This window comes from Pseudomonas brassicacearum subsp. brassicacearum, from assembly GCF_008801605.1.
In the GTDB taxonomy this organism is placed as follows: domain Bacteria; phylum Pseudomonadota; class Gammaproteobacteria; order Pseudomonadales; family Pseudomonadaceae; genus Aquipseudomonas; species Aquipseudomonas brassicacearum.
Window position 1 is genome coordinate 1 of the sequence record NZ_VZPJ01000017.1, and the last position, 14,302, is coordinate 14,302.

Here is a 14,302-nt window from a genome sequence, read left to right on the forward strand (position 1 = left end):
CCAATCCAGCGACCGATTCCCCCGGAGCCAACAACAGATGAACATGATTGGTCATCAGGCAATAGGCGTAGACCTTTACGCCAAATGCATCCTTAAGCTCACGCAGGTCCGTGAGGTAGCGTTGATAGTCCTCAGCGACGGCAAACACCACTTGACGGTTATGACCACGTTGTACGATATGGTGTGGGTAATTCGGTAAAACAATACGTCCCATCCTGGGCATATGTGATTCCTCCTCCGTGGAAGCTTTCAGCGTAGCAAAGAATCAATAAATAAATCTGTCCCCTTTTTTTTACTTTTTTTAATACTCAGATCAATTGGTTAGCGGCTAAGTCAGTGCCATTCAAATCTGTCCCCTTTTTTATTGATGAGAAAACGGGTACGACGGGTTCAACCGAGCAGGTTGAGACAAAGGGGAACCCTACAGTTAAAAGCTGCAGGGCGAGTTGGCTTTTAGCCTTGACTTGAGACCGGCTAATGGGTGTCCCCTTTTATTCGTTATCTTTTCAGCAATTTTTCAAATCTTTATAGCACCGTGCAAAGCGGGTTTGAACCCATTGGGCCAAACAGTCTCGCTGTCATACTGAGCACCAGATAAGTCAGACTCTTCTATTTGTTCGACTAAAAAATTAGCACCACATAGATTAGCTCCTTTAAAACAAGCCCCTCGCACATCTACATTCTTTAGATTAGACATCGAAAGATTTGCACCAGCAAAAACCGCACCAACAGCAATAGCGCCCGAAAGATCTACACCTTCCATTTTTGCACAAGTCAATGTGGCATTCATTAATGCTGCATTGCTCATGCAGGAGCCACTCAAGATAGCAAAGTCAAAAATAGCATTTCTTAGATTTGCATTGGCAAAATTTGCATTACTGACATCCAGCCCTTGAAATATAGCACGATGCAAGCTGGCCCCATTAAAATTCAAACCAACAAAACTGTCACATGAATACTGCACAGCCTCACCGGTTTCAAAATACAAAGTAATCATTTATTACCCCAATCAGCCAAATCAACTTTGACATCAAATATAGGCTTAGTCATGCCCACTTTGTTAGGTGGTAGCACCCAAGGTACCACATCAGGCTCTAGCCCCAAAATTTTGGCAGCAATATATCGATGATTTCCATCAACAATTACATTACCGTCCATCTTGATTGCCGGAGCTATATCTCCAGCAAGAAGTCGATCAACGTATCTCTGAATCGCAGGTAGCGACACAAAATTTTGTGCACTAATAGTCGAGTCGCCGTGTAAAGCTTTTTGGATAATTTCAGGAGTTACATCCTCCCCCTTGGAAACCAGAGGCACTTGAACTGTCGCTTTTGCAGCAAGCCGCCTAGCCAGCAACGCCCTTAATACCGCAGGCGCGCCCGTAGCCGCAAGCGCAGCATCCAAATCCCAGGTGACGCTTTCGATCCCACCGCCAACGATGGTTGAAACCCTTTGCACCAAGTCGTTGAACTCGTCCCTGCTACTGGAAACTCCAGCGATTTCCCTCAGGTAAGTGACGGCGTCTCCACCGAATTGCTCCCTCCAAGCCGTGGGAACGATCTCAGGGTCATTGGCCCAGTTGTTGTTGCTGGACCATTGGGAAGCGGTATTGAACAAGGTGGGGTCAACGAACTGAGTCGTCGTCGCCTGAAACGCATGCACTTCAGCCCCATTGGCAACGATGGTACGCCCGTCGCTCCAGGTAAGCACAGTGTTCTGAGATGCCAAACCTTGGATACTTTTGGTCGCCGTTAACAAGTCTTGCGCAAGGTGCTGACCTTCAGGGTTGCCCGGGGGGAAGCTCTTCACAAGTGCCTGCAACCGCGCGTTTTCGGTAGCGTCAACTTGAGCATTGGCAGCAAGAAGCAGTACTTCTTCCCAAGACATATCCGACTGAGGCTTGCCCTTCTCTTCAAGAGCCTTGGCCTCATCAGCAAGCGCTTTCTTCTCCGACGAATGCAACAGCCGATTGTAGGAAGTCGCACTACCCGCTACCCATGACCCGGTCTGAAGGCTCTTTGCATCCCCTCCCTGCGCAGCGGCTGCAAGCACGCCTACTATTTGGGAGTTCATTACCAGAAGCCTGTCCTTTTGCTCCTTGGTCATTTTGGTGTACTGCTCGGCCAAGCTATCAATCAACAACTCGTTAGCACCCGCAGCCAGCGCGCCGGTTTTGAAATCACCGCCAGCCGCCTCAGCGGCCAGTCCGCCCATGACCGCGTGCAAGCCAACCTTGGCCAGCCCCCCTTCTTTCAAATCGAATTTTTTGCCAAGATCCCCAACGAGATTGAATCCCGCCGCAGCAAAGGTATTCGCCAAACTGCTACGCAGGGCATTATCGAACTGACTGTCGCCACCCAGCGCTCGGTCCAATAAGGTTGACGTACCGTTCTGCAGCAGTTGGTTAGCGCCGAACCGACCGATGCCTTCCAAACTCCCTAAGCCGCCTTCGGCAATTACCTTGCCTGCGTTAGGCAAGGCGCCCTCCACAGTGGTGGTGGTACTGGTCATCTTGTCGAAGATGCTGGCGGTCAATCCCGCCGTAACCCCCGACACCACATAACCGCGCAAGGCATCCGAAGAAGTTACATCCTTAAATACGGCGCCCAGGTTTCCGCCGTTATTGATAAAGCTGATGGTGGCGTTGCTCGCAGCGCCCGTTGCGATAGCCGTGAGCGCCACGTTCGCCCAACCGGCAGCCACTGTTGACCCGGCTGCAGCGCCGCCGGCTACTGCCGATGCGGTGGCTGTTCCGGCTGCTGCAAAGGCGGTACCTGAACCAGCAGCTGCGGTGCTCCCAGCCATAGTGCCGATCAGACCGCTGGCGGCACCTGCGGTGAAGTACACCACGAGGATCGCAATGATCATCTGCACAGCCGGCCCCATTCCAGAGTGGCTGTACTTATAGGAGTCATGAACTTCCTTGACCTGCCGCCAATCCACGTCACCGCGTTTCTCAGCTTCCGCCAACCAGGCCAGTTGCGGGTCTGCGTCGACCATTGCCTTGATCGACTGGTGGACGGTGTCTTGGTTGACCTGTTTGAGATCAATGTTCAACCCATCGACAGCTTTGATCGTGATGGCACCGGCAGCGACCATCTGTGTCTGACGCAAAGTTTCGTCGGTGTGACCTTTGCCCGACATCGAACTCCAGGCCATGCTGCTTTTGCTTTTTGAATGGTCTTCTTTATGCAGATCCTTCACACCTTCGAAGGTAATCGAGCCACCACTTTGTATCGTCAGGTCATTGCCACTGTTCAACTTGGCTACCTGATAATGCTGATCCTCACCGGAAACCAAGGTCAGATCGCCCCCAGTGGTGATCTCACTGCCCACATGAGTCACCTTGGTCAGCTCATCACGCCGACTCTGTTTTTTCCCCCAACTGCCCTTCTTCTTTTTCTCATACAGCGAATAATCGCTGTCCTGCGCGGCCAGAAGCGCCAGACTTTCTCCTGCCACCAGATAAGCCTCATCACCGGCGCTGATGCGGCTGGAGATAAGTGCCATGTCTTTTCCAGCATCCAACTTCACGTCACCACCAGCACTGATAGCGCTGCCGATCTGTTTGACGTGGTCCTCTTGGGCCGTGACCTTTTTCGACTTGTAGTAAGAGTGGCTTTCGTCGGCGCCGGAGGAGATTGTCATGTTCTCATCGGCGGCCAAGGCTACATTGCGGTCGGCACTGATCTGGCTCGCGATGGCGTTGAAGTCTCGACCTGCGTTCACAATCACGTCGCGACCTGCATCCACCTCCGAGCCCAGTTGAGTGATCGAACTTCTGCGGGTACCACCGGTGTTGGAGGTCTGTTGCTGCGCAGAGACGATATTTACATCCCGCCCTGCATCGATTTGCGTGTCGCGGCCGCTGACCATGACGCTGCCAACGCTGTTGACGTCTCTACCGACGCCCATGGTCAGGTCGTTAGCCGCCTCGATACGCGAGGCGTTATCCGCGTAGTCCTGCCGCTGCGTGTAGCCCTTGTTGCTGATACTTGCGGTGGTCAACGTGCGCTCGTTGATTATGTCGCCAACGATCGCATTCATGCTGATGTCACACCCGGCGATGATGCCGCCGGATTTATTGACAATGGTGTTGCCGGCCAACAGGTCGAGACGGTTGCTGGCTTCAATCAATCCGCTGTTGGTCAGGTTCTCGCCAGCGGATGCGGAGAGGTTTTTCGTAGCCCGAAGCGTGCCGGCATTTTCCAGATCCTTGCCGGCAATCAACGTAACGTTCTGACCGGCAATCAGCGCACCATTTGGCGCCAGGCGGTTATTGGCCTGGGCCATATACAGCACCGGCACCAGCACCTTTTCGCCGTTCACTTCGTGCTCTTCGAGCCAGACGATATCGTGTGTCAGCGCGGCGACTTGTTGGGCGGTGAGGGTGACGCCTACCGACAGGTTGAGGGCGTCCTTGCTGGCGATGGCGTTGTTCATCAGGTACTTGAACATCGCCTCGTCGGAGGTCTGGCCGTCGATGAAGCGTTGGCCGGTGCGGGCGACGACGGCCTGTTGGATCAAACGTTGTTCGAACAGGCCGTCGCCCAGGCGCTTGGCGCTGATGTCGGGGTCGTAGCCGAGGTTCGACAGCAAATAATCCGAGCTCATGAATGGCTTGAGGTCGGTGAGAACCGGATTGGTCTCGATCAGGTATTTTTGCGGTTTGGAAGTCACGGTTGTGCTGGGTAGTCCCGTGACCCGCGCCACCGTTTGGCCGGTGACAGGCACTGGTGCGCTTACCGAGGCATCGGTTGGGCGACTGACGCCGATCGGCGGGGTGCCCGAAGTGTCCAGTGCAATGTCGGCGCCACGGGTGATGGTGCCGTCAAGGGAATGCCCTGGCAGTTGCGGCGTGCCCGTGGATGAGTCCGTTGGGGGGGTGACCTGAATGGCGGACGCGCCGACAGTGACGCCGCCGCTCTCACGATTCAACAATTGCACCTGTCGTTCGGCGGCGGAAACCTGGGTGGCATCGGCGATCTGGATGTCGCGCACATTGGTGGTCGGGGCGGCGGTGGATCGATTCGATGCGCTCACGCTGGCGCCGCCGATTGTCCAGCTCTGCGACACGGCGGGTGTCTGGGAGACTGACGCGTCGCTGGCGCCCTGCCCGCTCAGCCGGAACAGACCGTTTTGCCCGGTGGGGAGGCTGAAGCCGGGGAGTGTCAGGGGGTTTATTTGTTGCTGGGCCAGGTCCGGTGGGAGTTGGCTGTTCAGGGTCACGACCGTGGTTTTGCCTGAACCTGAGGCGGCGGTTGTGGTACTGCGGGCCGAGGTGGCTATCCCAGTGAAATACGGGCGCTCCACACCGTTGGTGATTTTGGTTGTTGCGGTAATGGAAACGTTGCCGCCGGCTTGGATGATGGCGGGGACTAAACTATCGGACGAGGTCGATGAGACAACGACTTGATTGAATGGGGTAGCGTTATTGATGAAGTCCGGCTCCGCCATTCGTGTACCTGTCGAATATTGAGACTCCGTAAACTTGATTTCTGTACGCACCCTTTCCGCAAGCATGCCGATATTTATAGCGATAGGACCAAATCGTTGCCAATATTCCGTTTCACTCGGCTTAGCTCCGTCTCGACCTATTTGGGTATAGGTAGTTGACTCAATACCTGATGCATTCCAGAAATGCATACCCCCATTATAGTTGGCGTCATTGTATATATTGTAGTTTACGAGCGCAGCCATATCCTGATAAGTAGGGTTGGAGTACGTAATAGACCCTCTACTGACATAGTCACCTAAAGCAGATCCCGAATTTTCAAAACTGCCCACAGAAACATCTATATTACCTGCCGCAGAAACCGATGAATTCGAGTTTAAAAATACCCCACCTTTAATGCTCATATTTCCAGAGGCGTTCAACGACGCAGCTTTAGAACTGACATCTCCCGAAACCAATACACGATATCTCTGTTCATATACATAGTATGAGGCAGGTTGCCGCTCATCCATAAAATACTCAGGAAGCGCATCACAGCTGTAGCAACCAAACCCTATCGCCGACGAATACAACTCCGCCTCAGTCTTAAAATCCCCACGCTTATTAATAATCGAATCCGCATTAATAGAGAAATCCCGCCCACTCTCCATGGTGCCCGAGTCATTTTCCATCAACGCCGACTGTCCCCCAAGGTCATTGCGCGCTACATCAATGTTCCCTAACGCATAAACATCCGATTTACGGTTGGTAAAACTCCCCACCCGCAACTTCACATCCCCACCGCTGAACAAGAACCCTCCTTGGTCATTCAGCAAGGTCGAAGCCGTCAGTTTCAATCCATCCGCACCGGCAACCGTCCCATAGTTATTAACGGTGCCCGCATTGATATTCAGAGTACCGGCCGACGTCAGTCGCCCGTAGTTGCTCAGGCTACTCAGGCCGCCACGCCCACCGATCGTCGTGATCCCGCCGCCGGTAATACTCGCTACGTTGCTCAAGTCGATCGCAGCAGTATCTACCGTCATGTCGCCCAGGCTAGTGACCCGGCCATTGCCGCTATACCGTCCGGTCAATTGCAAGCCCAGGCCACCATCGCTGGCGATCAATCCGTTGTTGACCCAGTTCCCACCCTTGCCTTCCAGTTGCGTCGAAGCCAGCAGTTGTCCGATCTCGGTCTGGGTGAAGTTGTTGACGTCGACCGTCAGCCGTCCCGCCTGGATGGCGCTGGTGTTGGTCCAGGTGTCGGCTTTGAGTGTCAGGCCGCCACGGGTGACGATGTCGCCGCCGGCACCGGTGACGTTGGCCAGGGAGATGTCGAACGTGCCTTCGCCCAGGTGCAGCAATTGGCCGCCGCTGTTGAGGAAGCTGTTGGCGGACAGGGTCAGCTGACTGTTGGCGCTTTCCAGCTTGCCGTTGCGGTTGTCGAAGAGGCTGCCGATCTGGAAATCGGTTTTGCCCGTTGCCCCAAGGGCTCGCAGCTGACCGGTCTGGTTATCCAGACTCGCCGCCTTGATCCCCAGGGTGCTGTCACTCTCAATAATCCCCAGCCGGTTATTCAGCGCGCCGGCCAGGTCCAGGTCGATCTGGCTGCCGGCGATCTGGCCGTCGTTGTCGCCACTGTTATCGAAGTCATTACCGGTGACGTTGACCTTGCCTTTGGCATACAGGCCGCCGTTGCGGTTGTCGAAGTTGCGGGTGACGACGATGGCATCACCGCTTTGTGCGGAAATGCGTCCACCATAGTTGTCGAAGCCGCCCCGTGCGGTCAGGTTCAGGCGCTGGGCCTGGGTGATACCGCCTTGGCGGTTGTTGTTCAGGTCGTAGCCGTTTTTCAGCACCCCGGTCAGTTGCGTGGTGAGCAAACCCTGCAGGCTGGCGAGCACTCCGCCACGGTTATCGAGATGGCGACCCGTTACAGTCACATCGCCGGCCTTGGCCTGGATTCGACCGCTCTGGTTATCGATGTCCGTATCGACGGTGAGTTTCAGATCCCCTTGGCTTTGCACCACACCCTTGCCGTTGGTAAGGCTGGTCGCGTCGATTTCCACGCCGCCGTTCTGGCTGTAGATCAACCCATCGGTGTCGTTCTGGACTGCGCCAGAGGTATTCAAGACCAACAAATCATTGGCCGCGACGGTACCGCGGTTGCGGTTGTCCAGGCCATCGGTGAGCAAGGTCAACAAGCCCTGGCTGGCGATCTGGCCGCCCTGGTTATTGATCTGTGTGGCGCGCTCGACCCGCAATGGGCCAACGCTGGCGACTTTGCCATTGGTGTTGGTCAGCACACCAAGCAGGTCCAGAGTCACAGCGCCGTTACCGATCAGCTTGCCGCCGCTGTTGTCCAGCGTGGTGCCGGTAAAGTTCAAGGCTTTTTGCGCGTTGACGGTGCCGCTGGCGTTGCCCAGGGTCATGGCGTTCATGACCAGCAGGGCGCCGCTGTCGATCAAGCCGCCTTGGGCGTTGTTCAGCAAACCGCTGGTGACGGTCAGGGTCTGGTCGCTGCCGCTGGACAGAATCCCGCCGCTGCTGTTGTCCAGGCTGGCGGCGCGGACAGTGAGTTTTTTCTGGCCGACCAGCGCACCGGCAGCGCTGTTTAGCAGTGCCCCGCTGAGGGTGGCGCCGACGTCGCCATTACGACTGGAGAGTGTGCCGTTGTTGCGGTTGTCGAGGCTGCCGCCGTTGACCTGCAAGCCTTGCCAGCCAGAGATCAAGCCGTTCTGGTTGACCATACTGGTGGCGTTGAGGCTGAGCAGGTCGCTGCTGATCAGCTTGCCGCCCGTGTTATCGAGGGTGCGTCCGGCCAGGGTGAAGCTTTGGCTGCTGGAAACTTCACCGCCTTGGTTATTCAAGTCGCGCAGGCCGTTGAGGGTCAACGGACCTTTAGCGGTGATCAGGCCATTACGGTTGTTCAGGTCATGGCCGCCCAGGTTCAGCGTCATGGCCTTTTCGCCCAACAGACGGCCGCTGTTTTGGGTCAGCGCCGCCAGGGTCAGGTCCATATCGCCCTTGGCCGACACTTCGCCGCCATTGCTGGAGTCCAGGGAATCGGCCTCGAGGGTGAGGTCACCTTGGGCATTGATCAGGCCATTGGCGCTGTTGTTCAGAGCCATGGCATTGAGGACCAAAGCACCACCCGCCAGCACGCTACCACCCTGGTTGTTCAGGTCGCCGCTGTCGAGCGTGAGCAATTGCGCGGCGCTGATCAGTCCTTGGGTTTGGTTATCCAGTTGCTGATCGACCGTCAGGACCAGATTGCTATGGCTGGTGAGCGTACCGCCGTTGTTGTTCAGGCTTTGGGCGTGGGCATCGACGCTGACTGCGCCGATCAGGCCTTTGACGTTATTCAGCGCCTGGGCAACGCGCAGGGTCAGGCTCTGGTTGCTGAGCAGTCGGCCGCCATCGTTGTTGAAATTTTTAGCCGTCAGGGTGAGGGCTTGGGCGCTGGAGATTTCGCCGCCCTGGTTGTTCACACCGTTGAGGTTTTTCAGCAGCAACGCGCCGGGGGCGTTGATCAAGCCGCTCTGGTTGTTGAGCTGGCCGTTGTTCATGTCCAGGCTCAACGACGTGTTGCTGAACAATTGACCGCCCTGTTGATCCAGGCCGGCAACCGACGCGGTCAACGCGCCTTGGCTGCCGATGCGACCTCCCTCCTGGTTGTTGACCTGGGCGGCGGTGAGGTTCAGCGTGCTGCCACTGTTGAGCCGTCCTTTCTGGCTGTTGTCGAACGCACCGGTGGTGACGTTTACCGCGCCTTTAGCGCTGATGTTGCCCTGCTGACGATTGTCCAGTGCCGCGCTGGTGAGCAGCAATGCGCCGTCGGTGACCAGTTCGCCGCCCTGGTTGTCGAGACGCCCCAGGCTGTGCACGGTCAGGTCCGCCGCGCTGGACAGGCTGCCGCCAGTGTTGGTCAGGTTGGCGGCGCTGACATTCAGCGTGCCTTCACTGCTGAGCTGGCCTTGGGTGTTGAGCAGATCACGGCTCAGGTTGATGCGCTGGTTCTGCTGGCTGATCAGGTAGCCGCCGCTGTTATCGAGGGAGCCGCCGGCCAGCTCTAACTCGGTCTTGGCACTGAGCAAGCCCTTGGTGCGGTTGAGCAGCTTATCGACCGTCAGTTTCAGCGACTGCCCGGCAAATACCTGGCCGCCGTCGCTGTTGTCGAGATTCTGGCTGATCAGCGTGACGTCTGCGTTGCCCGACAGCTCACCGCCACGGTTGTCGAGATCGTCAACGTCGAGATCCAGCGCTTTTGTCGCGCCGATCAAACCGGCCTGACGGTTGTCGAGGCTGGCCGCCCTCAACGTCAGGGCGTCGGTGCTGATCAGCGTGCCCTGACGGTTATCGAAACTGTCGAGGGTGGCATCGAGCCCGGTCTTGCCGGCGATATTCCCGGCACGGTTGTCCAGGTGATCGGCAACCAGCAGCAGCGCACCGTCGGCAATCAACGAGCCGCGCTGGTTGTCGAGCACGGTTGCAACGTTCAGGTCGAGGCGGTCACGGCTGCTGATTAGGCCATCGCGGTTGTCCAGGCTGTCGCTGTGACTGTCCACCGAGGCCGCCGAGATGGCACCTCGAACGTTGTTCAGCACTTGGGCAACTCTGAGCACCAAGCCCTGGTTACTCAGCAATTTCCCGCCGCTGTTATCCAGGTTTTGTGCCAACAGAGTGAACGCTTGCTGGCTGGAGATTTCCCCGCCCTGGTTGTTGACGTCCTTGAGGTTGCTCAGCAGCAACGCACCCGAGGCGTTGATCAGGCCGCCCTGGTTGTTCAACTGGCCGTGGTTCAGGTCCAGGCTCAGACGGGTGTTGCTGAACAATTCACCTTGCTGTTGATCCAGCCCGGTGACCGATGCGGTCAGGGCTTGGCTGCTGGCAATACGGCCTGCGGCGTTGTTCACCTGCGTGGCGTTGAGCGTGAGCGTAGTGCTCGAGGTCAGGCGCCCGCCCTGGCTATTGTTGAGGACACCCGTGGTGACTTGGGTCGCGGCTTTGCCTGAGATCAGGCCTTTTTGGCTGTTATCCAGACTGGCGCTGTCGAGGGTCAACGCGGCGTCGGTGCTGATAGAGCCCCCCTGGTTGATCAATGCCCCAGCACTGATGATCGACAACAGGGCCGCGCTGCTCAGGCTGCCCGCTGTGTTATCGAGGCTGCCTGCGCCGACACTCAACTCGCCTTCGCTGCTGATCAAACCTTTGCGGTTCAACAGCGCGTGATCGAGGGTGATCACCAGGCCGTTGAGGCTGTTGAGCACGCCTTCGCTGTTGTCCAGCGTGGTGCCGCTCAGGGTCATGTGGCCTTGAGCATGGAGCAGGCCTTTGCTCTGGTTGATCAGCTCAGCGACTTTCACGTCCAGGTCAGTGCCGGCGATGAGTTTGCCGCCCGCGCTGTTGTCCAGGCGCTGGCCGCCCACCTTAAGGCCGAGACCTGCGGAGAGTTCGCCCGCGCGGTTGTCGATCTGCCCGACCTGCAAATCCAGCGCTTTTGTGGTGCCGACCAAACCACCGTTGCGGTTATCCAGCGTGTTGCCGGTCAGGCTCAAATTGCCTTGGGCCACCAACGCACCACCCTGTTGTTGCAAGGTATCGATAACAGCGGTGAGGTCGGTTTGGCTGGAGATACGACCGAGGCCGTTCTGTACTTCAGCGGCCTTCAAGGTCAGCACACCAACGCTGGTCAGCAGCCCGGCGCTGTTGTCCAGGCGCGAGCCTTCGAAGGTGACGCTGCTTTTGCCCGTGATGATGCCGTTATCACGGTTATCCAGTTGATCGACCGTCAATTGCAGCGCCTTGTCGGCGCGGATGTTCCCGCCACGGTTGTCGAGCGAATCGCTGTGCACGGTCAGCAGGTCATTGCCGAGCAGGCGACCACCGCGGTTATCGAGGCTGCCGGTTTGCAGGTCAAGCGCGCCTTTGGCAAGCACTTGGCCTTGGTTCTGATTGTCCAGCAGGCCGCTGATGCGCGCGGTCAGGCTGCCATCACTGATCAATTGGCCGCCGTCGCTGTTGTTCAGGCTGGCCGCCTTGATGTCCACAACCTTGCCCGAGCCGAGCACACCATTGCGGTTGTCCAGCGCGCCGCCGAGGTCAATGTTCAAGTTGCTGTCGCCGAGTACCTGGCCGTTGCTGTTATTCAGGGCCATCGCGTTGAGCCGGGTCAGGCTCGCGCTGGAGATTTCGCCATCGAGGTTGGTCAGCGTGCCGTCGACGTTTATGGTCAGGTCTGCATCGCTGCCCAGCTTGCCGCCGCTGTTGTCCAGGCTGGCTGCACGCACCTCCAGGCCGTTGGCCGAGATCAGGCCTTTGGCGTTATTCAATGCCTGGGCGACGACCAGATTGAGACGCTGCTGGCTGACGATCGAACCGGCGCGGTTGTCCAGGCTCGTGGCATTCAGGCTGAACGCCTGGTCGCTGGAGATTTCGCCGTCGCGGTTGTTCACCGCCGCCAGGTTCTTCAACAACAGACTGCCCGGGGCGTTGATCAGCCCGCCCTGATTATTCAACTGCCCATGGTTGAGGTCGAGGGATAGGCGGGTGTTGCTGAACAATTGGCCGTTCTGTTGATTCAGGCCGGTGACACTGACATTCAGGGCTTTGGTGCTGGCGATGCGACCGCTGGCGTTATTCACTTGGCCGGCCTTCAATAGCAACGTGTCGCTACTGATCACGCTACCGCCGACGTTGCTTAGGGACGCCGCGCTGTCGAGGTTCAACGCACCGATGCTGGAGATCTGGCCGCCGTCGTTATTCATCTCGGCCGCTTTGAGGTTGGCCGTGGTGTCGCTTTTCACGCTGCCCTGGGCGTTGAGCAGTGGTCCGCTCAGGCTCAGATTCAGGCCTTGCTGTGCATAAAGCGAGCCCTGGCGGTTATCCAGTCGTTGCGCGTCGATCGCCAAAGCCGCCCGAGTGGAGATCAATCCCTTGGTCTGGTTGGTCAAGCGTTCGAGGGTCAGGCGCAGGTCGCCATAGGCAATCAGCTTGCCGCTATCGCTGTTGTCCAGTTCGGTGCCGACCAGGGCCAGAACGCCCTGGCTCGACACTTCGCCGCCTCGGTTATCCAGCGTGCCTACGTTGAGGCTCGCTGCTTGGGTGGTGGTGACGACACCGCCCTGGCGGTTGTCCAGACTCGCCGCGTTGAGGGTCAACAGGCCAGCCGATGACAGCAACCCGGCCTGATTGAGCAACTGCGCCGAAATGCTGGAGGTGAGCGCTCCGTCGCTGAGCAATCGGCCTGCGGTATTGTCCAGTGACGCCGTCGTCAATTGAACGCTTTTGCTGGCGGAAAGACGCCCGCTCCGGTTGTTCACCTGGCCGCTGGCGTTGATGTCGAGCATTTGACCCGCCGCCATCAGACCAGCCACGTTATCCAGCGAGGCGACGCGTAACGTGACGTTGCTCAAGCTGTTGAGTTCACCGCTGCCGTTGTTCAACTGCCCGACATTGGCCGCCAGGGTGCCATTGCTGCTGACGAGCCCCTGGGTGTTGATGAGCTTATCGGCGGTGATGTTCAGCGTCGTGCCGCTCAGCACCCTGCCCTTGTTTTGATTGTCCAGGGTCTCGGCTTTGATCGTCGCGGTTTGCCCGGAGCTCAGGGTGCCGGCCTGGTTACTCAACGTCTGCGCAACATTGGCCGTCAGGTTGCGGCTGGCAATCACGCTGCCGCTGTTGCCGAGGCTCTGCGCCGTGAGGCTCACATCCCCCGTCGCATTGCGCGTCGTGTCAGCATTGACTCCCGCTTCAATAATCCCGTTATTTCTCAGTTGCCCAGCCGCATTCAGCGTGATGCTGTCCCGCGCCGCGAGGGTTTGCTGGTTGCTCAAGTTGCCCTGTGTCTGGGCGTTCAGCGTGGTCCCCGCGTAGGCGGCCCCCCGAGCATCGAGGCTGGCAGCCTTGACGTCGATGGCGCCGCTGGCCGAAGTCTCGGCCAGGCTCAAGTGACCATTGGCATCGAGCTGGATGTCGCCGCCGCTGGCGATCAACTTGCCGTCCAGCTTCACGCCGACGCCGGCCTCGGTGCCCACCAACTTGATGGTGCCTGCGTACATACCGCCCAAGGCCGAGGAATCGATAGCCAGTTCGGGTTTCGCACTGCCGTCGTCAGCACGGGCGGTGGCGTTGAGGGTGTCGGCATTGACGTCATTGCGCCCGGCGACGATGGTCAGGTTCTTGGCCTGGATCTCGGCGTTGATCTTGGCGCTGCGGGTGATGATTTCGAAGTGATCGACGTTATTGGCGTTCAGGCCAGCGCCTTCAATCGTGACGCTGCCCTGGTCCACCTGATAGCGACTCAACTGGCCGTTTTCCACCATCGGTTTGCCGGTGCTCAAGGTCACTTTCGGACTGTTGATAAAGCCGCAGCCGTTGCAGGTGATGCCGTAAGGGTTGGCAACGATGACGTGGGCCGACTGCCCCGCCACTTCGGTGTAGCCACGCAACTGGCTGGGGTTGCCGCCGTTGACTTCGTTGAGGATGGTGGTGGCGGCTGAACCCTGGAGGTTCGGGTTGCCGATAATGATCCCGCCCAACTGCGTGGACTGCGTGCGGGCGGTGGCGTTGTTGAGGATCACGCCATTGCTGCCGACGTTGTAGTCGGTGAACTGGTTGTGGGACAGGCCGCTGCCGTTGGGCTTGGCGATATTGACGATGGGCACGCCGTTGCCCGCCCGGTCCAGGCCGGTGCCCGGCGCGCTGACCACAATGCCTTCGGCCTGGGCCCACATGGGCTGCCAGAACATGACGTTGGCCAACAGGAACGCCAGGCCACGCTTGGGCATGCCCCAGAACTGCTCGCGGGTTTGCAGGGCAGCGGAGGGTTGGCGGGCCAGGAAGGCGTGTTGGCGGTCGTCCATGATC

General features: G+C 58.1%; 3 protein-coding genes. All 3 read right to left on the minus strand.

Annotated elements, in window-relative coordinates:
- Nucleotides 1-223, minus strand: a 223-nt coding sequence (locus F7R20_RS27225) for a transposase (RefSeq protein ID WP_212613443.1), incomplete at its 3' end; no start/stop codon positions are given.
- 294 nt (nt 224-517) lie between these two features.
- Nucleotides 518-997: a pentapeptide repeat-containing protein gene (locus F7R20_RS27230; protein ID WP_080756109.1), complete on the minus strand. Its 480-nt coding sequence runs from the start codon at nt 995-997 to the stop codon at nt 518-520.
- Nucleotides 994-14,298: a two-partner secretion domain-containing protein gene (locus F7R20_RS27235; RefSeq protein WP_081352621.1), complete on the minus strand. Its 13,305-nt coding sequence runs from the start codon at nt 14,296-14,298 to the stop codon at nt 994-996. The genes F7R20_RS27230 and F7R20_RS27235 overlap by 4 nt, the downstream gene beginning before the upstream one ends.
- Nucleotides 14,299-14,302: the final 4 nt, after the last annotated feature.

What these genes read in the sequence shown, in the direction of transcription:
- F7R20_RS27230 (WP_080756109.1), bottom strand. Translation starts at nt 997, where the DNA reads ATGATTACTTTGTATTTTGAAACCGGTGAGGCTGTGCAGTATTCATGT.
- F7R20_RS27235 (WP_081352621.1), bottom strand. Translation starts at nt 14,298, where the DNA reads ATGGACGACCGCCAACACGCCTTCCTGGCCCGCCAACCCTCCGCTGCC.